Raw genomic sequence first — 18,734 nt, forward strand, 5'->3', positions numbered from 1 at the left:
AGCCACGATGACCGAGATCAAATGGGAAGAGCCCTTCTGCGCCGAGGGCGCCAACTGCTTCCGCATAGGCACCGACACCTCCGGCAACGCCTACATCGCCCTCGCCGGAGCAGAGGACACGTACCTCACCGACACCCGCGAAGCCCTCCGCACCCTCATCCAGGAGATCAAGGCAGGCAAGGCGGACCACCTCCTGTGACCCCCGCACCCCCTGCTGTCGCCCTCAATGCCCGCCGGATCGTGGCGATCATCGCCCCGGGAGTGTGGAACACCTCCTCCGCCGTGAACCGCAGCGCGAGCCGCACCTCGGCGCACTGCTGAAGGTCGTTGAAACGGGCGACATCGCGACGGTGGTCCTCGCGGCTGCCGTGATAGGCGTACCCCTCGATCTCGACGGCGACGCCCTGCGCCCGGAACAGGAAGTCGGGGCGCAGCACGCGTCCGGTGAAGGTGACGACCTCGGCCTGCGTCTCGGGGTGCAGGCCGGCGTCGTGTATCCGCAGCCGGGCCATCGTCTCCGCAGGTGAACCGCACGCCGGGTCGGCGAGTGCGAGCCACCCCCGGGCCCGGACGGCACCACGCCTCCGCGGCCCGAGTGCGGTGGCGACCGTGTCGAGACGGGTGAGCGGCGCACGCCGGATCCGCCGCTCGCGCTCGCGGTCACCCACGCCGACCGAGCGGCGGGCGAGCGCCGAGTCGACGGCCACCACCGCTTCGTCCCGCGGCCCCGACAGCAACAGGTCGGCCAGCGTGCGGTCGACGCTCGTGATCCGCAACCCGTCACGCTCGACCACGTCACCAGCGACCAGCGCACTGCGGTGCACCCGCACCCCCTTCCGCTTCCGTACCCCTTCGGAATCGGTGAACTCCGCTTCCACCCGCAGCAGTTCGATCCGCCAGAGCCAGGCTGCCGCCCGGTGACTGACGACGAACCCCGGAGCGGCGAACTGCACACCCCTGAGCCGCGTCCGGAGACCCACCCCCACTCCCGGCTCCGCCCACGCACCCTCCCCGAGCGCGGTCCACCCCTCCTCCTTCAGACACCGATAGAGCCCGGACCGAGACCACCCCTCGCCCAGGGCCCACGCCGTAACCAACACCCCACCCACAGCCACATCCCGCAACTCCCGCACCCCCCAACCTTCCCGCATCCCCCCTCCTCGGGCCCGACCCTGTGGATAACCCCGGGCAAGTCGGCGAAGAGGGGAAGTGAATGTCTTCCGAGTCCCAGACACCGACCGACACGAGGACCTCTGACCTGGGGTTACGAGAAAACGCAGACGACCCTCCTGGGACGGTGGGGCCAAATACTTCGCGCCCTCGTCCGGGGCACGCCGATCTGTGAGGCTTGAGGGCGTTGTGTGCCGTGTGGGTGGTGGGTAGGGAGACCTCATGACTGTCCTCGGTGCCGTGTTCCGGCCTCAGCTGCCCCCAGAACGTCTGCGCGCGATGGTCCGTACGGCGGAGGGTGCGGGGCTGGAGGAGTTGTGGTTGTGGGAGGACTGTTTTCTGGAAGGGGGGATCTCCGCGGCGGCGGCAGCGCTGGCCTGGACGGAGCGGCTGCGGGTGGGAGTGGGGCTGCTGCCCGTGCCGTTGCGGAACGTGGCCGTGACGGCGATGGAGACCGCCACCCTGCACCGGCTCTTCCCGGGGCGGGCGATCGTCGGCGTCGGGCACGGCGTACAGGGCTGGATGGGGCAGGTCGGGGCGCGGGCCGAGTCGCCCGTGACGCTGCTGCGTGAGTACCTCGTGGCGTTGCGCGCGCTGCTGCGGGGCGAGCGCGTGACCACGGACGGCCGGTACGTGAAGCTCGACGACGTCGCCCTCGACTGGCCCCCGCCAACACCGGTGAAGATCCTCGCGGGAGCCACCGGACCGCGTACGCTCCGGCTCTCGGGCGAGTTCGCGGACGGCACCATCCTCACCTCCGGGACGCCACCGGAGGGCGTACGCAAGGCGTGTCAACTCATCGGCGAGGGGCGGAAGTCGGGCTCCCGTGACGGCACGCACGAGACCGTCGTCTACCTCCTCACCGCCACCGGCCCAGGCGCCGCCGCCCGCCTTCGCGCCGAACTGGAGACGGAGGGCATGGCGTCGGTCCCGGACCTCGGGGTCGCCGGGGGCGCGAAAGCGGTCGCCGAGGCGGTCCGCCGTCTCACGGACGCCGGTGCCGACACCGTGATCCTCCAGCCGACCGCCGACGAACCGGACCCCGAGGGCTTCGTCCGCTTCACCGCCGAGGACGTACGCCCCCTCGTCCCGTAGCGGTCCCGAGCCGTCGTCGCTCATGCCGGGCCCAGTACCAGGGCTCAGTACCGGGGCCGACTCTCTCGGCATGAGCCACGGCACGTACAGCTGAGAGACGTGGCGGAAGCCGACCTGGAGGTGTTCTTCGAGCAGGAGCACGACCCGGAGTCGGCTCCCCGCTTCGTCGGTGGCCGATGACCCGCGAGCGGGACAGCGCCCGGCAGCCCCCGACCTCGCCCCCGCCCCCGCCCCGGAGAATTCACTCGCGGCACACGAGCCCCGCCTGCCACCATCGCCCGATGAACCCGACCAGCCCCTCCGGCTCGGCCTCCTCCTCCGCAGTGGCCTCCGCCCCCTCCTTCGCAGAGCTCGTCGCCGAGGCCGAAGCCGTCCCCACCGAGGGCTGGGACTTCTCGTGGTTCGAGGGGCGGGCCACCGAGGAGCGCCCCTCCTGGGGATACGCGCGGGCCATGGGGGAGCGCCTGGCCACGGCGGAGGCCGCCCTCGACATCCAGACCGGCGGCGGCGAAGTCCTGGCGTCGGCCCGGGAGTTGCCGCGCCTGACGGTCGCCACCGAGGGCTGGCCGCCGAACGTCGCCAAGGCCACCGCCCTGCTCCACCCGCGCGGCGCGGTGGTCGTCGCCTCGCCGGAGGACGCCCCGCTGCCGTTCGGCGACGCGGCGTTCGACCTCGTCGTGAGCAGGCACCCGGTGACGGCACACTGGACGGAGATCGCCCGCGTCCTCGCCCCCGGCGGCACCTACTTCGCCCAGCATGTGGGCCCCAGCAGCGCGTACGAACTCGTCGAGTACTTTCTCGGTCCGCAGCCGGAGGCCAACCGCAAGGCCCGCCACCCGGACCGCGAGCGGGCCGGAGCCGAGGCGGCCGGTCTTGAGATCGTCGATCTGCGCGCGGAGCGGCTGCGGATGGAGTTCCACGACATCGGGGCGGTCGTGCACTTCCTGCGGAAGGTGGTGTGGATGGTGCCCGGCTTCACCGTGGACCGGTACCGGACCCGGCTCCTGGACCTGCACGAGCGGATCGCGGACGAGGGCCCGTTCGTGGCCCACAGCTCCCGCCACCTCGTCGAGGCCCGCCGGCCGTAGAGCGCGTGGCGCGAACAAGTCCCCGAGGGCTGGGGGGAATTGACGTCCGCGGGTTACGCGTGCGGGGCCCGTCCTCGTCTTCCCGATCGCCAACTCCGGCCCCGGCCAAGGAACTTCACCGGCCCGCTTCATGTGATCCTCGATGTCATGGCGGCGACGGCGGGCCCGAACGGGGTCGGATCCTGGCCGCTGCCCCGGTCTCGGGAGGAGAGTCGACCATGTCGAAGGGCACGTCGAAGGGCACGTCGAAGAGCAAGGGGCCCTACAGCTGTGGCCTGGACGCGGCCGTGGACATCGTGGGCGGCAAGTGGAAGCCGATGATCCTTTGGGCGCTGCACGTGGGAGGGACCCTGCGTTTCGGGGAGCTGCGCCGGAACATGGGGGGCGGGCACTCCCCGGGAATCAGCGAGAAGGTGCTGAGCCGGCAGCTGCGCGAGCTGGAGGCCGACGGAGTGGTGCACCGGGAGGTGTACGGCGAGGTGCCGCCCCGTGTGGAGTACTCGCTCACCGAGCTGGGCAAGGCGCTGAACACCGCGCTCCTGCCGCTGGGCGAATGGGGTGATCTGCACATGAAGGAAATTGTCGCCCGTAAACACCCAGGGCAGAGCAAAGAGTCGACAGTCGCCGCGCAGTCCGGGTGAGAGCCCTCACGAAAATCCCGGAAACGCTCACAGAGTTTCCACATCGTTACCCCGGATGGTCCGTGGCACCTCTCCGGCTCACGTAAGTTCGAAGCCAGGTAATTCGCGCAAGCAAAGCTGCGCGGACGGTACCGCGCGGAGGAGGGGGCCGCGCGGTGCCCTGCCGACAGGGCCGGCGGCGGCGCCGACGACACCCGCCGGGGGGCGCGTTCGGGAGTCCGGTACGGGGTTCCGGTGCGGGCGGAGTCGCGAAGCGGCCCGGGGTCGCGAAGTCATCTTGGCGTCAAGTGGACGTTCCCGGGTGCGTCACCCTTGGGGCGTACGTCCGAGGCGGATGGCCCAGTGCCCCACAACCGCTCGCAAACCCCCTGGTTCCCTCCGGATTCGCCTCCACCGCCTTGGAATCCGCTGTGATTCGGCCATGTTCTGCCCGTGAATGAACGCTTCCGCACCCACTCGGGCGTTGTCGGGCGACTGCGGAGAGTAGTTGTGGCACGCCGATGCACGCAGCATCACTTACGAAGGGTTATGGTGGAAACCCCCCCTCGGGCCGGTCCGTCTCCCCCCCACGGACCGGCCCGTTTTTTGTGCTCTCGTACGCGCCCGGCGTACGCCCCTGAGGGGCCGTCGCCGGTGCCATGGCCGGTATCGCCATCCGCACCGGCACCGATGCCGTCGTCCCGGCACGGCCCGCCCTCGCCCCGTACCGCGGAGAGCAGAAGGCCTTGCACCCCAAGGGGGAGAGGCGCTCCAGCAGCGGTATGGTGTCGCGCTCGGGGGACCGTTATCTGCACGGAGAGGCTGACGAACACGTGAACCTGCGGGACAACCTGCGCCGCTTGCTGGTCAGGGTCTATGCGCGCAGGGTGGAAGGCCACCTTGACCACGACCAGGTGCCCAAGCACATCGGCGTCATCGTGGACGGCAACCGGCGCTGGGCGAAGGCGGCGGGCAACACCGCCGCCCAGGGACACCGGGCCGGGGCCGACAAGATCGAGGAGTTCCTCGGCTGGTGCTCCGAGACCGACGTCGAGGTCGTCACCCTCTGGCTGCTGTCCACGGACAACTTCGACCGCCCCGCGGAAGAACTCGTACCGCTGCTCGACATCATCGAGAACGTCGTGAAGTCGCTCGCCGCCGACGGCCGCTGGCGCGTGCACCACGTCGGCACGCCGGACATCCTGCCCGCACGGATGCAGACCGTCCTGAAGGAGGCCGAGGAGTCCACCGCGCACGTCGACGGAATACTCGTGAACTGCGCCATCGGCTACGGCGGCCGCCAGGAGATCGCCGACGCCGTGCGCTCCATGATCCTCGACCACGCCGAGAAGGGCACCTCGATGGAGGAGCTCGCCGACAGGGTCGACATCGACATGATCGGCAAGCACCTCTACACCAGCGCCCAGCCCGACCCCGACCTCGTGATCCGTACGAGCGGCGAGCAGCGGCTGTCCGGGTTCATGCTCTGGCAGACGGCCCACTCGGAGTACTACTTCTGTGAGGTCTTCTGGCCGGCCTTCCGCAAGGTTGACTTCCTCCGCGCCATGCGCGACTACGCGGCGCGGCACAGGCGCTACGGAGGCTGAGCTTCCCCCCCCCTTTTCACGGCTCGGTTCGCCTCCGGGGCGCCCCTTCGGCTCACTCGCCGGGCGCGCGCCCCGCACGCAGGGGGCGCCGGCAGGGACGTACGTCATCTGGTGTTAACGAACGCGCCGTCATCGCCTTTGGCATGGCATCGCGCGTTCGAGGGCATAAGCCTTGCAGGTCGACACCCGAACCACGGGTGTCGTATCTCAGCGGACGGCACGGGGCCGTCCGCCCGGGAGGCCCTTTGCACCAGCCCGACCGTGCGGTCAGTACGGACGAAGCGGAGAGGGCCGGTAGTCGGCCCGTGCATCGCGGCCGCACACCGGTCCAGCTCTCCTCCGTCGCTCCCCGACCTCATCCGAGGGGGTACGTCCTTCCGTGGTGACCAGCACAAAGCGCCGTATGCCAGACCGGCGCACCTATGTTCTCGACACCAGCGTCCTGCTGGCCGACCCGCACGCCATGAACCGCTTCGACGAGCACGAAGTAGTGCTGCCGATCGTCGTGGTCACGGAATTGGAGGCCAAGCGGCACCATCCCGAACTCGGCTACTTCGCCCGGCAGGCCCTGCGCCTGCTGGACGAGTTCCGGGTGAAATATGGCCGTCTCGATGCCCCCATCCCCACCGGGGAGCTGGGCGGGACGGTCCGTGTCGAGCTCAATCACTCGGACCCCAGTGTGCTGCCCAGCGGGTATCGCCTGGGGGACAACGACTCCCGCATCCTCGCGGTCGCCCGCAATCTGCAGGCCGAGGGGTTCGACGTCACAGTCGTGTCGAAGGACCTGCCGCTCAGGATCAAGGCCTCCTCGGTCGGGCTCCTCGCCGAGGAGTACCGCGCCGAGCTCGCCATCACGGGCTCCTCCGGCTGGACCGGAATGTCCGAACTGACGCTCTCCGGCGAGCAGGTGGACCTCCTCTTCGACCAGGAGACCCTGTACGTCCCCGAGGCGTCCGAGTTCCCCGTCCACACGGGTCTGATGATCCAGTCCGAGCGCGGCAAGGCCCTGGGACGCGTGACGTCCGAGGGCAACGTCCGGCTCGTACGGGGTGATCGGGAGGCCTTCGGCATCAAGGGCCGCAGCGCGGAGCAGCGCATCGCGCTCGATCTGCTGCTCGACCCGGACGTCGGGATCGTCTCGATGGGCGGCCGGGCCGGCACCGGAAAGTCGGCGCTCGCCCTGTGCGCGGGCCTGGAGGCCGTGCTCGAACGGCGCCAGCACCAGAAGGTGATGGTCTTCCGTCCGCTGTACGCGGTCGGCGGGCAGGAGCTCGGCTATCTGCCAGGCTCCGAGTCCGAGAAGATGGGCCCCTGGGCGCAGGCGGTCTTCGACACGCTCTCCGCGGTCACCAGCCGCGAGGTCATCGAAGAGGTCACCGCGCGAGGCATGCTGGAGGTCCTGCCGCTCACGCACATCCGAGGCCGCTCCCTCCATGACGCGTTCGTGATCGTGGACGAGGCCCAATCCCTGGAACGGAACGTCCTGTTGACCGTTCTGTCCCGAATCGGCGCGAACTCACGGGTGATCCTGACCCATGACGTGGCCCAGCGGGACAACCTCAGGGTCGGCCGGTACGACGGTGTCGTGGCCGTCGTGGAGAAGCTGAAGGGCCATCCGCTCTTCGCGCACGTCACACTCACAAGGTCCGAGCGATCCCAGATTGCGGCACTTGTGACCGAAATGCTGGAGGACGGGCACATCTGATCCCACCTGCCACCAGCTGGGGCATCTGTCCAACAGGTGGTGGCTACACGGTAGTTGACGCCGTCCGGCAAAGGCTGAAGAGCCTAGCCGGGCGGCGTCCTGGCGTGTGCTCGTTTCCGAAAAACTCCTGGGGCAAACGAGGTGTGAGCTTTCACACCCGGCACAGAATTGCCCTCCGGTGGCGGGGTGCGGCAGAGTCTCATTCCTGTCAGGCCCCGCATACGACACACCTGTGCCCCCAGCGGTACGGCACCACAGAAGTAACAGAACTCCATAAAGCCGTCGTATGCCGCCCGAGCACCACGCGGCGCTCCCGTCAAGGGAGTTGCCCATCGGGCCCGCGCCTCCCGTGACCCCGCAGTTGGGAGGCCAGCGCCAAGGGGCACGATTGCGTCCGCGAGGGTCACCTGTAGCGGGCGATGCTGGAAGGAAACCGTGTGAGCCGGATTTCGGTCCGGGGATTCGCAGTGGCCTCGGCCACCGCGGTCACCGCTGTCGGCGCTGTCACCGGTGTTGCCTCGGGCAACACCGCGTCCTCGAGCGACGACGCGGAGGCAACGGCAGCAGGCGCCACGCTCCTCGCGGACATACCCGCGGGCGCGCAGGCGCAGGTGCAGACCGCATCCCTGACTCAGCAGGCCGACTCGCAGGCCATCGCGGCCGACGCGACCGCCAAGAAGGACGCCGAGGAGTCCGCGCGCAAGCAGGCCGCCAAGGACGCCGTCGCCAAGCAGAAGGCCGCGGAGAAGGCCGAGCAGGAGGCGCAGGACCGGAAGGACGCCCTCAAGGCTGCCAGCCGTTCCTCCACGCGTGACGCCTCCAGCTTCCCGACGAAGTCCTCGTACAGCGTCGCGGAGATCCAGGCGATGGCGCGCGCGATCGTCCCGGCGGACCAGTTCCAGTGCTTCAGCACCATCGTGGACCACGAGTCCAGCTGGAACTACCAGGCGGACAACCCCACCTCGGACGCCTACGGTCTGATGCAGGCGCTGCCCGGTTCCAAGATGTCCTCCGCCGGCGCGGACTGGGCGACCAACCCGGCCACCCAGATCAAGTGGGGCCTCGGCTACATGAACGACCGGTACGGCAGCCCGTGCGGAGCCTGGGACTTCTGGCAGTCCAACAACTACTACTGAGCCGACAGCCACTCGGTCCTCTCAACCTTTTCAGAGCCCCTCACCGTCCTACGGTGAGGGGCTTCTGCCATGTACGGTCGATGCCGACGACTCCAGGGGGGAGTGGTGGGGCACGACGGGGAAAAGGGACGGATCATGTCGCGAGTGCCAGGGTGGCTCGACCGGCTCGGCGCCGGATTCACCGAACTCGGAGACCGGTTGAGCGCGCGCCGCGCGCAGGCCGAGGAGGACGACGACTTCCGCCAGGACGAGGAGTTCCGCCGGGACGGCGACTTCGGCCGAGCTGACGGCATCGACCGGGGCGGCCAGGCCGGGGCCGACGCCCCGGCCTCGTCCACCGGGACAGCCACACTCCCGTCTCCCGTCCCTCCCTCGGACGCTCGCGTGGCCTCCTCGCCCGCCTCCACCCGCCCCGATCCCGCCGCGGCCGTGCCCTGGGGCATGCGGGTCGCCGCCGAGGCCGGCTGGCGGCTGCTCGTACTCGCGGGCACCGTCTGGGTGTTGATGCGCGTCATCAGCGCCGTGCAGCTCGTCGTCCTCGCCTTCGTCGCCGCGCTGCTCATCACCGCGCTGCTCCAGCCCACCGTGGCGCGGCTGCGGCGGTACGGGGTGCCGCGCGGGCTCGCCACCGCGCTGACCGCGACCCTCGGCTTCGTGGTCATGGGGCTCGTCGGCTGGTTCGTGGTCTGGCAGGTCATGGAGAACATCGACAACCTCTCCACCCAGATCCAGGACGGCATCGACGAGTTGCAGCGCTGGCTGCTCAACAGCCCGTTCCACGTCACCGAGGAGCAGATCAAGAACATCGCCAAGAGCCTGCGCGAAGCCGTCGGCGCCAACACGGACGAGATCACGTCGGCGGGCCTGGAGGGCGTCACCGTCATCGTCGAGGCCCTCACCGGCATCCTCCTCACGATGTTCTCCACGCTCTTCCTCCTCTACGACGGCAAGCGCATCTGGCAGTGGACGCTCAAGCTGGTGCCGGCGGCGGCGCGGCCCGGGGTGGCCGGGGCGGGCCCGCGCGCCTGGCGCACGCTCACGGCCTATGTCCGCGGGACGGTGATAGTGGCGTTGATCGACGCCATCTTCATCGGCCTGGGCATCTTCTTCCTGGACGTCCCGATGGCTGTCCCGCTGGCCGTCTTCATCTTCCTGTTCGCGTTCATCCCGCTGGTCGGTGCCGTCGTCTCGGGCGCGCTGGCGGTCGTGGTGGCTCTCGTGACGCAGGGGGTCTTCACGGCGGTGATGGCGCTGATCGTCGTGCTCGCCGTCCAGCAGATCGAGGGCCACATCCTCCAGCCGTTCATCCTCGGCCGGGCCGTGCGGGTTCATCCGCTCGCCGTCGTTCTCTCCGTCGCGGCGGGCGGGGTGGTCGCGGGGATCGGCGGCGCGGTCGTTGCCGTCCCGCTCGTCGCCGTCACCAACACGGTGGTCGGCTACCTGCGTTCGTACTCCCAGGAGCCGGCGTTGCGCACGTCGCCCGTGCCGCGGGGGGCGACGGCCACGGGGGTGGCACCGGTGGAACACCGCCCGGCGGACGGGGCGTCGTCGTAGGGGACCTCTTTCGCCCCCGCCGCCCTTACCCATTCCCGTCCACTGGGGGCTGAGCTGAAACTCAGCCCCTCCGGCGTTTGAGGAGCGGGGGTTCGGGGGCTGCCCCCGAGACGGGACGGGTAAGGGCGGCGGGGGCGAAAAACTCAGGGAAACCGGCGGAGCTACTCCGCCAGGATCGCCTCCGCGTCGAGGGTGACCCCCACGGCCTGGACGACCGAAGCGATCTTGAACGCTTCCTGGATCGTCTCCCGGTCGACCCCCGCCCTGCGGAGCGCCTGCTCGTGGGAGTCGAGACACTGCCCGCACGCGTTGATCGCGGAGACGGCGAGCGACCACAGTTCGAAGTCGACCTTCTCCACACCAGGGTCGCCGATCACGTTCATCCGCAGACCGGCCCGCAGGTTTCCGTACTCCGGATCGGAGAGCAGATGCCGCGTGCGGTGGAAGACGTTGTTCATCGCCATGACCGCCGCGGCGGACTTGGCCGCCGTGTACGCCTCCGGCGAGAGCTTCGCGTTGGCCTCCTCCTCCAGCTCACGGAGCACACGAGGAGACCGCGAGGCGATGGCGCAGACGAGCACCGTCCCCCACAACTGCTGCTGCGGAAGCCCGGAGTCGCCGATCACCGAACCTAGGTTCAGCCGAAGGTCCTTGGCGTAGTCCGGGATCGCGGACTTCAGCGCGTCGAGGGACATGGGTCACCCACCGGCCGGTTCGAAGGCGGGCGGACTGTCACCTACGGTGAGCATGCGGGCTCCTCCTGGGCGACGGAAAGACCGATTCGCGGCCTTCCGTGCGGCTTGGACGCCGCCAAGACTGCCATGGAGCAACTGGCCGGTGGAGTAGGCCAAGTCGAGGCAAGCCGGGTGATGGCATCGGTGGCCCACTCGGAGCAGCCCGAGTGGACGCGGGCACGCCGTTGCCGGTACGGGGGTGTGGTGACCCGTACCGGCAACGGCTCGGCGCCCTCCCTCTCGGGGCGCGCCCGACAGGTGCGCTACTCCGTACGCAGCCCGTCCGGGCGCATCAGCCGCAGGAGCGGCGGCAGGCTGAGGGCCGTCACCACGAGGACGACCGCCGAGCCGATGCCCGTCATGGCCAGGACGCTCAGCCAGTCCACGGTCACCTTGGTGTCCGTCATCTTCAGCAGGACCGCGCCCAGGGTGAGGCCCACCACCGAGGCGAGGACCAGGCCGAGCGTGACCGGGATCGCGGTCTGCCACAGCACCGACAGGCTCAGCGTGCGGCGCCGGGTGCCGAAGGCGACGAGGACCGACAGGAGCTTCTTGCGCTCCCGCAGCTGCTCCAGCTGCGAGACGAGCAGACTCGCCCCGATCAGCGCGAGAACACAGGCCGCGCCGACGAACAGTCCGGTGCGGATGGAGCCGAAGGTCTGGGACTTCTCGCTCGACGTGTACGTCCAGGGGTTCGTGAGCGGATCCACCTTCGCCGCGGTATTGCGTACGAGTTCCTGCACGTCCGGGACCGTCATGTCGAGCTGCAGATAGATCTCCCCGTCGAGGGTCGAGGCCGCCGCGGTGGGCAGCGCGCTCGGGGTGAACAGGAAACCGCCCCGCTCCCAGCCCTTCGGGTCATTGCCCGGGGCGGCCTTCATGATGCCCCGCGGCACCGTCCAGGCGACCTCCTTGCCCTTCTCCTCCCCGCTGTAGGAGGGGTCGATGTAGAGCTTCTCGCCGGGTGCGGCGAGCTTCGGGGTGCCGGTGTCGTAATCGGCGCCGTGCACCGCGAAGACGTCACCCTCGCGGCACGAGGGCAGCTTCGCCACCTCGCGCAGGGTGGCGCAGTCGCCGACGGTCAGCTGCGTGGTCGTCTCGGGGTCCTTCCTGCCCGCGCCCAGCCAGCCGTCGGAGAGCGCCATGGCCTGGCGCACGCCGCTGGTCTCGGCGAAGGCCTGCCGGGCCTCGGCGAGTGGGGCGGTCCTCGGTACGGACATCTCCATCTGCGCGCGCGAGAGGTCGTTGCCGGTGGATTCCGTGTAGCTGCTCTGGACTCCGGAGAACAGCATCTGCAGGGCGATCGCGCCGGCCACCGCCACCGCGATGCCGTTCACCATGCGGGCCGCCGTACCGCTGCTCAACTGGAGCCTGCGGACCGCCAGTTGCCAGGAGACCGAGCCCGAGTTCAGCCGGGCCACGACGGCCTCCACGACCCACGGCAGCAGCGCGGTGATGCCGACGAGGAGCAGGATGACTCCACCGGCCACCATGTACTCGTTGAAGTTCCCGTTCTCGGTGCCCTTCCCGATCATCGGGACGAGCAGTCCGACACCGCCCAGCGGCAGCAGCAGCCGCCACCACAGGCGGCGTCGCGCGGGCCTGGCCGCGCGCACCACGCCGAGCGGCTCGATGACCACACCGCGCAGGGCGAGCAGCGTCACCGCGACCGCGGCCGCCGGGACCGCGACGGCGATCAGGACGGCGAGTACGGGCGTCGGGTTGAGGTAGCTCGGGAAGACGCTGAAGCCGAAGACCTCGACGGAGCCCGCGATCTGACGGCCGATCAGGAAGAAGCCGGTGCCGAAGAGCAGCCCGAGCACCGCGCCGGAGAGCGCCTCGCCCGCGGCGATCCGGCGGGTCATCCGGCTGTCGGCGCCGACCAGCCGCAGCGCCGCGAGCCTGCGGTCGCGCCGCTCGCCGCCGAAGCGTACGGCCGCGGCGATGAAGACGCCGACGGGCATCAGCAGCACCACGAAGACCGTGAGGACGAGCAGCAGCAGGACCGGGTCCATCTCCTCCGAGGGCGCCTCCTCCCCCTGGAAGGTGTTGATGCGCGTGATGCCGGGGGCGTCGCCGTACCGGGCCAGGTTTTCGGCACCCGAGTAGAAGGCGAGTTCGGCCGAACCGATGAGACCCGCCTCGCTGATCGTGCCGGTGATCCGGTCCGGCAGCCGCTCGCGCAGCAGCTTGGCGTCCTTGGACTTCAGCAGCTCCTTGAGCGCGGGCGACACGAACATCTCGCCCGGCGCGGGGAACTTCTTCAACCCCGGCGGCAGCGGCGCTCGCAGGCCCTCTGGTTCCAGCAGGCGGCCGCGGACGTCCCGGTCGCGGAAATCGGTGTCGACGTCCGCGACGAGCACCGTGTTGTCGGCCTTGGGCGCCTCGTCCACGCCGATCGTGATGTCCATGCGCGCGTACTCGCGGTCGGACCGGGCCTGCATCGCGTTCGGTATCGCTGTGACGAGCAGCAGCAGTGCCACGCCGAGACCGACTCCAACGCCCGTGAGCAGGACGCGGACCCAGCCCTCGCGGCCCCCGGTGAACGCGAACTTGGCGCCCATTGCCAGGTCCTTCGACCACTGGCGTGCGTTCATACGACGCGCTCCATGTCCCGGGACTTTCCGTCGCGTACGACGATCTCGCGGTCGGAGTAGGCGGCGACGCGGGCTTCGTGGGTGACGAGGACGACGGCGGCGTTGGAGGTGCGGGCTGCTTCGGTGAGCAGTTCCATGACGCGTTCGCCGTTGAGGGAGTCGAGGGCGCCGGTGGGCTCGTCGGCGAAGAGGACGCGGGGGTCGGTGACCAGGGCGCGGGCGACGGCGACGCGCTGGCCCTGGCCGCCGGAGACCTCGCCGGGCCGCTTGGCCTTGAGGTCGTCGACCTCCAGCTGCTCCATGCGGGCCAGGGCGGTGCGCTCGGCGTCCTTGCGGGAGGCGCCGTTCAGCCGCAGCGGCAGTGCCACGTTCTCGACGCAGGTCAGTTCGGGGACGAGCTGGCCGAACTGGAAGACGAAGCCGAACTGGGAGCGGCGCAGGGCGCTGCGCCCGGCATCGTTCATGGTGGCCATTTCCTGGCCGCTGTACATGATCGAGCCGGAGTCGGGGGTGACGATGCCGGCGAGGCAGTGCAGGAGGGTCGACTTGCCGGAGCCCGAGGGGCCCATCACGGCGACGACCTCGCCGGGGTGGATGGAGAACTCGGCGCCGTCCAGGGCGTTGGTGGGGCCGTAGGTCTTGCGCAGGTCGTGGGCCACGAGCAGGGAGCCTGCGGGGGTCATCGAGTCACCGCCTCTGCGAGTTTGCCGAGGCGCGCGGCGGTGAGTTCCAGCCAGCGCAGGTCGGCTTCGAGATGGAAGAGTGCGTGGTCGCAGATCAGCTGGTCGGCGAGATCGCCCTTGCGCTTGCGGTCGGTGAGCATCCGCATCATGCGCAGGTGCTCCGCGCGCTGGGTGTCGAGGATCCCGGACGCGTCGCGGTGGGTGAGGAGGGCGAGGACGACCTTCGTGTAGAGGGTCGACTGGAGGTAGGGCTCGGGCTTCTCGGGTGTGGCGAGCCACCGCCGGACGTCGGTGACGCCGGCCTCGGTGATCGCGTACCGCTTGCGCTCGGGGCCTTCGCCGGCCTCGATGCCGTCGACCTCCACGAGGCCGTTCTTCAGCAGCCGGGACATCGTGGAATAGACCTGGCCGTAGTGGAGCGGCCGGTCCTGACCGAACTTCTCGTCGAAGGCCCGCTTCAGGTCGTAACCGTGGCGGGGCCCGGACTCAAGGAGCCCTAGGAGCGTGTGACCGATGGACATGCGGAGCACTGTACACAGGGCGTATACACCGTGTGTATACGTACCGTGGATAGTCGCTTTCGCGGCGTACGGGTCCGCAGGTCAGGGTTGATTGTCACGGTTCTGCTACTGGAGTGGCGGGTGGGGCGTCGGCCGCCCTTTTTCGCCCCCGCCGCCCCTACCCAATCCCGTCCCTTTTCAGGGGCTCCGCCCCCGAACCCCCAAAAGACTGCACAGTTCCCCGCGCCCCTTAAAGGGGCGCGGGGAACTGTGCGACCAGCCACAGCGGACCCGCACCTGCATCTCAGCCGCGGCAGCCCCCAGTGAGCGTCTAGTCCTCGGGCTCCCCGGAAACGGGAGGCCGCCCCCGCCGGGGTATCGGGCCGGCCCCGCCCGGCAGGCGGCCCGTCTCCGCCAGGGCCCTGCGCAGCAGGAACTCGATCTGTGCGTTGGCGGAGCGGAGCTCGTCGCCGGCCCATCGGGCGAGCGCCTCGTACACGAGCGGGTCGAGCCGCAGCAGCACCTGCTTGCGCTGCTGCCGCGGCCGCCGCTTGGGGGAAGTCCCCTCGGGAGGTTCGGGAGGTGAGGTCACTGGTAGAGGGACCCGGTGTTGAGGACGGGCTGCGGGGCGCGGTCGCCGCACAGGACCACCAACAGGTTCGACACCATCGCCGCCTTCCGCTCGGAGTCCAGCTCGACGATGTCCCGCTCGGCGATCCGGGCGAGCGCGTCCTCGACCATGCCGACCGCACCGTCCACGATCTGCCGCCGCGCGGCGACGACCGCACTCGCCTGCTGCCGCTGGAGCATCGCCGAGGCGATCTCGGGAGCGTACGCGAGATGCGTGAAGCGGGACTCGATGATCTGCACACCCGCGGCCTCCACGCGCGCGTGCAGCTCGACGGCGAGCTTCTCGGTGATTTCCTCCGCGTTGCCCCGCAGCGACAGACCGGCCTCGTCATGGGCGTCGTACGGGTACTCGATGGCGATGTGCCGTACCGCCGCCTCGGTCTGGGTGGCGACGAACTCCAGGAAGTCGTCCACCTCGAAGCTCGCCTGCGCGGTGTCCTCGACCTTCCACACCACGACCGCGGCGAGCTCGATCGGGTTGCCGTAGGCGTCGTTGACCTTGAGGACGGCCGTCTCGTGATTGCGTACCCGCGTCGAGATCTTCGTACGGGACGTCAAGGGGTTCACCCAGCGCAGGCCGTCCTCGCGGATCGTCCCCCGGTAGCGGCCGAAGAGCTGGACGACGCGGGCCTCGCCCGGCGCCACCATGTTCAGACCGCACATGGCGATGAAGGCCGCGAGGCCGATCAGGATGCCGGAAACGATCAGCGCGGCCTTGCCGCCGGTGGAGCCCACCGCGGTGGCGCTGACGATCATTCCGGCGCCCGCCAGCAGTCCGACGAGCCCGAGCAGCAGCGCGAGCCCGCCGCCGATGCTGTGCGCGACGGACTCCCTCACGCGCGGTGCGGGCATCTCGGGTACGTCGGCGGTGTGTGGAGTGTTGTCGTGTGTGGACATGGGTGGTCCCCCGTTTCGCGATCGTGCCGCCCGATGTTCGGGCGCCCTAGCTTCGTTCTATCCAAGTGATATCACTTTAACCGTCACGGCAACCTTCTACGCATCCGAATCGTCGGTTCCATAGGGACAGGTCGGGACAGGTGCTGATTGTCACGTCCGCAAAAGACGGGATCGACCGGCCTATGTCCCCACGCGCGGTGTTAGTTTGCTGAGCTGACCTGAGCTGTGAACCTGTGAGACACGAGAGACGGAAGCGGAGCGGATCGGACCCATGGGACGAGCGGAAGAGAGACGAGCGCGCCAGCGCGGTGGCCACCGCGCCGCGCCGAAACGCTCGTCCAGAGCCGGCGCCAAGGGTGGCGCCAAGGCCGGTGCGAAGAGTGGCATACGTCGCCTCTTCACCTGGAAGAAGCTCCTCGGTACGTTCTTCGGCCTCTGTCTGCTCGGAATGGCGGCCTTCGTCGCTCTGTACCTGATGATCGACGTTCCCAAGGGCAACGCCGCCGCGGTCCAGCAGAGCAACATCTACAAGTACAGCAACGGCGATACGCTCGCCCGCGACGGCACCGTCAACCGCGAGCTCGTCGACCTGGACCAGGTCTCCAAGCCCGTCCGGATGACCTTCGTCGCCGCCGAGAACAAGTCCTTCTACCAGGACGCCGGCGTCGACTTCAAGGGCACCGCCCGCGGACTGCTCAACACCCTCTCCGGCAAGGGCAAGCAGGGTGGCTCGACGATCACCCAGCAGTACGTCAAGAACTTCTACCTCACCCAGGACCAGACCGTCACGCGCAAGCTGAAGGAACTGGTCATCTCCCTGAAGGTGGACCGCCAGGAGTCCAAGGACGAGATCCTCGCGGGTTACATCAACACCAGCTACTACGGCCGCAACGCGTGGGGCATCCAGGCCGCGGCGCAGGCCTACTACCGCGTCGACGCGGACGACCTCAACGTCCAGCAGGGCGCTTATCTCGCAGCGCTGCTCCAGGCACCGAGCCAGTACGACTGGGCGGTCGCGAGCGCCACCGGCAGGAAGCTGGTCACCGCCCGCTGGAACTACGTCCTGGACAACATGGTCGAGGAGGGCTGGCTGAGCGCCGCCAAGCGCGACGGCATGAAGTTCCCCGTGCCGAAGGACCCCAAGGGCGCGCCCGGTCTGCAGGGCCAGGCGGGCTACCTGGTGGAGGCCGCCGACAACTCGTTGAAGAGGCAGCTCGTCGCGGAGGGCGTGGCCGCCGACATCGAGGAGGCCGAGACCATGGTCAAGGCCGGCGGCTGGACCATCACGCTGAACATCGACAAGAAGAAGCAGGCCCAGCTGGAGAAGTCGGTCAAGAGCCAGCTGACCAGCAAGCTGGACGCCAAGGAGCGGAACATCGACGCCGACGTCCAGGCCGGTGCCGTGTCCGTCGACCCGAAGACCGGCAAGGTCGTCGCGATGTACGGCGGCGTGGACTACGTGAAGCACTTCACGAACAACGCGACGCGCCGCGACTACCAGTCCGCCTCCACCTTCAAGCCGCTGATCCTGGCCGCGGCCGTCGACAAGGACGCCGAGACGCAGGACGGCACGCCGATCACGGCGAAGACGATCTACGACGGCACCAGCAAGCGTCCCGTCCTCGACGACGGCAAGAAGGTCGGCTTCGCCCCGCCGAACGAGGACGACGTCGACTACGGAGACGTCACCGTCCAGACCGCGATGAACAAGTCCATCAACTCCGTGTTCGCGCAGCTGGGCGTCGACGTCGGCATGGACCAGGTCATGAAGACCGCGGGCGAGCTCGGCATGGACGTCGAGGGCGCCAAGTCGGTGCCCGCCCAGACCCTCGGCACGATGGGCGCGAGCCCCCTGGAGATGGCGGGCGTCTACGCGACGCTCGACAACCATGGCAGGAAGGTCACCCCGGCCATCGTGAAGTCGGTCGAGCACAAGGACCGCGCGGTCAAGTTCTCGAACCCGATCGGCGACCAGGTCATCAGCCGCGAGGCCGCCGACACGGTCACCTCGGTGCTGACCGGCGTGGTCGACGACGGTACGGCCAAGACGTCAGTACGGGACAACCCGGCCCGTGACGGCCAGCAGGTCGCGGGCAAGACCGGTACGTCCGACTGCAACAAGTCGGCCTGGTTCAGCGGTTACACGCCCAAGCTCGTCACCTCGGTGGGCGTCTTCGGAGAGGCGGCCAAGGCGGGCACCACCCGGTGCGGCAAGGACAAGCCGGTGAAGGTCAAGGCGTTCAGCCAGGTCACGCTGCAGGGCGCGGCCGGCGGCGGCCGGGTCAACGGCGGTGGCTTCCCGGCCCGGATCTGGGCGGCGTACACCTTCGGTGCGATGGGCAGCGTCTCCAAGTTCGACCTGGACACCGACCAGGGTGCGGCCGTCCAGCCGACGATCACGCCGACGCTCACTCAGTCGCCGACGACCCCGTCCGAGGAGCCGAGCAGCGAGGACCCGACGACGACGCCGCCGACGACCAGTTCGTCGGCGGAGACCAGTCCAGAGGACACCCCGACGGAGAGCGAGGATCCGCCGGATCCGACGATCAGCGCACCGACGTCATCGGGCGACCCGGGCGGCATAGAACTGCCGTCGGACCCGGACGACCCACAGTCGGATCCGTAAACCGGCGACCACGCGGACCCCGCGCCCCGGTGAGGGGCGCGGGGCTGTGACATTTGCGGCTCCGCCGCATGGGCGCGACCGCCCACGAACAG

16 protein-coding genes are annotated in these 18,734 nt (G+C 69.4%); 9 read left to right on the forward strand and 7 right to left on the reverse strand.

The features are described 5' to 3' along the window. The first annotated feature begins 7 nt into the window (after window positions 1-7). Window positions 8-199 carry a hypothetical protein gene (locus ACH4YP_RS07020; protein WP_361066497.1) on the forward strand — a complete coding sequence of 64 codons (192 nt, stop codon included), beginning with the start codon at window positions 8-10 and terminating at the stop codon, window positions 197-199. Here ACH4YP_RS07020 and ACH4YP_RS07025 read toward each other — a convergent pair. Further along, window positions 168-980 carry a hypothetical protein gene (locus tag ACH4YP_RS07025; RefSeq protein WP_398489725.1) on the reverse strand — a complete coding sequence of 271 codons (813 nt, stop codon included), beginning with the start codon at window positions 978-980 and terminating at the stop codon, window positions 168-170. The two genes, ACH4YP_RS07020 and ACH4YP_RS07025, sit on opposite strands and share 32 nt — an antisense overlap. 412 nt (window positions 981-1,392) lie before the next feature. Between ACH4YP_RS07025 and ACH4YP_RS07030 the strand changes: the two genes are divergently transcribed. The 7 genes from ACH4YP_RS07030 to ACH4YP_RS07060 all read left to right on the forward strand — a co-directional run bounded on the left by ACH4YP_RS07030 (window position 1,393) and on the right by ACH4YP_RS07060 (window position 9,975). Next, the gene (locus ACH4YP_RS07030; protein WP_398489726.1) at window positions 1,393-2,265 is read left to right on the forward strand and encodes an LLM class flavin-dependent oxidoreductase; all 873 of its coding nucleotides are present in this window, start codon (window positions 1,393-1,395) and stop codon (window positions 2,263-2,265) included. 281 nt (window positions 2,266-2,546) lie between these two features. Beyond that, window positions 2,547-3,353, forward strand: a complete 807-nt coding sequence (locus ACH4YP_RS07035) for a class I SAM-dependent methyltransferase (protein ID WP_398489728.1) — start codon at window positions 2,547-2,549, stop codon at window positions 3,351-3,353. Window positions 3,354-3,571: 218 nt separating this feature from the next. Then, window positions 3,572-3,994 carry a winged helix-turn-helix transcriptional regulator gene (locus ACH4YP_RS07040; protein ID WP_398489730.1) on the forward strand — a complete coding sequence of 141 codons (423 nt, stop codon included), beginning with the start codon at window positions 3,572-3,574 and terminating at the stop codon, window positions 3,992-3,994. An 812-nt stretch (window positions 3,995-4,806) separates the two neighbouring features. Next, the gene (locus tag ACH4YP_RS07045) at window positions 4,807-5,580 is read left to right on the forward strand and encodes an isoprenyl transferase (protein WP_361066535.1); all 774 of its coding nucleotides are present in this window, start codon (window positions 4,807-4,809) and stop codon (window positions 5,578-5,580) included. 379 nt (window positions 5,581-5,959) lie between these two features. Beyond that, the gene (locus ACH4YP_RS07050) at window positions 5,960-7,285 is read left to right on the forward strand and encodes a PhoH family protein (RefSeq protein WP_361066511.1); all 1,326 of its coding nucleotides are present in this window, start codon (window positions 5,960-5,962) and stop codon (window positions 7,283-7,285) included. Between the two features lie 419 nt (window positions 7,286-7,704). Beyond that, window positions 7,705-8,421: a transglycosylase SLT domain-containing protein gene (locus ACH4YP_RS07055; protein ID WP_361066514.1), complete on the forward strand. Its 717-nt coding sequence runs from the start codon at window positions 7,705-7,707 to the stop codon at window positions 8,419-8,421. Window positions 8,422-8,556: 135 nt separating this feature from the next. Continuing rightward, window positions 8,557-9,975 carry an AI-2E family transporter gene (locus ACH4YP_RS07060; protein WP_361066517.1) on the forward strand — a complete coding sequence of 473 codons (1,419 nt, stop codon included), beginning with the start codon at window positions 8,557-8,559 and terminating at the stop codon, window positions 9,973-9,975. A 161-nt stretch (window positions 9,976-10,136) separates the two neighbouring features. On the opposite strand, the gene ACH4YP_RS07065 is transcribed toward ACH4YP_RS07060, so the two are convergent. From ACH4YP_RS07065 to ACH4YP_RS07090, 6 genes are all read right to left on the reverse strand, one after another. Continuing rightward, the gene (locus ACH4YP_RS07065; protein ID WP_361066520.1) at window positions 10,137-10,670 is read right to left on the reverse strand and encodes an alkyl hydroperoxide reductase; all 534 of its coding nucleotides are present in this window, start codon (window positions 10,668-10,670) and stop codon (window positions 10,137-10,139) included. A 302-nt stretch (window positions 10,671-10,972) separates the two neighbouring features. Further along, window positions 10,973-13,306 carry an ABC transporter permease gene (locus ACH4YP_RS07070; RefSeq protein WP_398489732.1) on the reverse strand — a complete coding sequence of 778 codons (2,334 nt, stop codon included), beginning with the start codon at window positions 13,304-13,306 and terminating at the stop codon, window positions 10,973-10,975. Then, on the reverse strand, window positions 13,303-13,989 hold the full coding sequence (locus ACH4YP_RS07075) for an ABC transporter ATP-binding protein (protein ID WP_398489734.1): 687 nt from the start codon (window positions 13,987-13,989) through the stop codon (window positions 13,303-13,305). The genes ACH4YP_RS07070 and ACH4YP_RS07075 overlap by 4 nt, the downstream gene beginning before the upstream one ends. After that, window positions 13,986-14,510, reverse strand: coding sequence for a PadR family transcriptional regulator (locus tag ACH4YP_RS07080; RefSeq protein WP_398489736.1), 525 nt, complete (start codon window positions 14,508-14,510; stop codon window positions 13,986-13,988). Before ACH4YP_RS07080 ends, ACH4YP_RS07075 begins: the two co-directional genes overlap by 4 nt. 310 nt (window positions 14,511-14,820) lie before the next feature. Next, window positions 14,821-15,081 carry a hypothetical protein gene (locus tag ACH4YP_RS07085; RefSeq protein WP_398489737.1) on the reverse strand — a complete coding sequence of 87 codons (261 nt, stop codon included), beginning with the start codon at window positions 15,079-15,081 and terminating at the stop codon, window positions 14,821-14,823. After that, on the reverse strand, window positions 15,078-16,016 hold the full coding sequence (locus ACH4YP_RS07090; protein WP_398489739.1) for an SPFH domain-containing protein: 939 nt from the start codon (window positions 16,014-16,016) through the stop codon (window positions 15,078-15,080). The genes ACH4YP_RS07085 and ACH4YP_RS07090 overlap by 4 nt, the downstream gene beginning before the upstream one ends. A gap of 271 nt (window positions 16,017-16,287) precedes the next feature. Here ACH4YP_RS07090 and ACH4YP_RS07095 point away from each other — a divergent pair, with 271 nt between their 5' ends. Further along, the gene (locus tag ACH4YP_RS07095) at window positions 16,288-18,642 is read left to right on the forward strand and encodes a transglycosylase domain-containing protein (protein ID WP_398489740.1); all 2,355 of its coding nucleotides are present in this window, start codon (window positions 16,288-16,290) and stop codon (window positions 18,640-18,642) included. Window positions 18,643-18,734 lie beyond the last annotated feature (92 nt).

The organism is Streptomyces sp. NPDC020747 (assembly GCF_044334695.1).
In the GTDB taxonomy this organism is placed as follows: Bacteria; Actinomycetota; Actinomycetes; order Streptomycetales; family Streptomycetaceae; genus Streptomyces.

Coding starts and splice junctions, on each gene's coding strand:
- ACH4YP_RS07040 (WP_398489730.1), top strand. CDS start 3,572: ATGTCGAAGGGCACGTCGAAGGGCACGTCGAAGAGCAAGGGGCCCTAC.
- ACH4YP_RS07065 (WP_361066520.1), bottom strand. CDS start 10,670: ATGTCCCTCGACGCGCTGAAGTCCGCGATCCCGGACTACGCCAAGGAC.
- ACH4YP_RS07070 (WP_398489732.1), bottom strand. CDS start 13,306: ATGAACGCACGCCAGTGGTCGAAGGACCTGGCAATGGGCGCCAAGTTC.
- ACH4YP_RS07060 (WP_361066517.1), top strand. CDS start 8,557: ATGTCGCGAGTGCCAGGGTGGCTCGACCGGCTCGGCGCCGGATTCACC.
- ACH4YP_RS07095 (WP_398489740.1), top strand. CDS start 16,288: ATGGGACGAGCGGAAGAGAGACGAGCGCGCCAGCGCGGTGGCCACCGC.
- ACH4YP_RS07080 (WP_398489736.1), bottom strand. CDS start 14,510: ATGTCCATCGGTCACACGCTCCTAGGGCTCCTTGAGTCCGGGCCCCGC.
- ACH4YP_RS07030 (WP_398489726.1), top strand. CDS start 1,393: ATGACTGTCCTCGGTGCCGTGTTCCGGCCTCAGCTGCCCCCAGAACGT.
- ACH4YP_RS07075 (WP_398489734.1), bottom strand. CDS start 13,989: ATGACCCCCGCAGGCTCCCTGCTCGTGGCCCACGACCTGCGCAAGACC.
- ACH4YP_RS07035 (WP_398489728.1), top strand. CDS start 2,547: ATGAACCCGACCAGCCCCTCCGGCTCGGCCTCCTCCTCCGCAGTGGCC.
- ACH4YP_RS07055 (WP_361066514.1), top strand. CDS start 7,705: ATGCTGGAAGGAAACCGTGTGAGCCGGATTTCGGTCCGGGGATTCGCA.
- ACH4YP_RS07020 (WP_361066497.1), top strand. CDS start 8: ATGACCGAGATCAAATGGGAAGAGCCCTTCTGCGCCGAGGGCGCCAAC.
- ACH4YP_RS07090 (WP_398489739.1), bottom strand. CDS start 16,016: ATGTCCACACACGACAACACTCCACACACCGCCGACGTACCCGAGATG.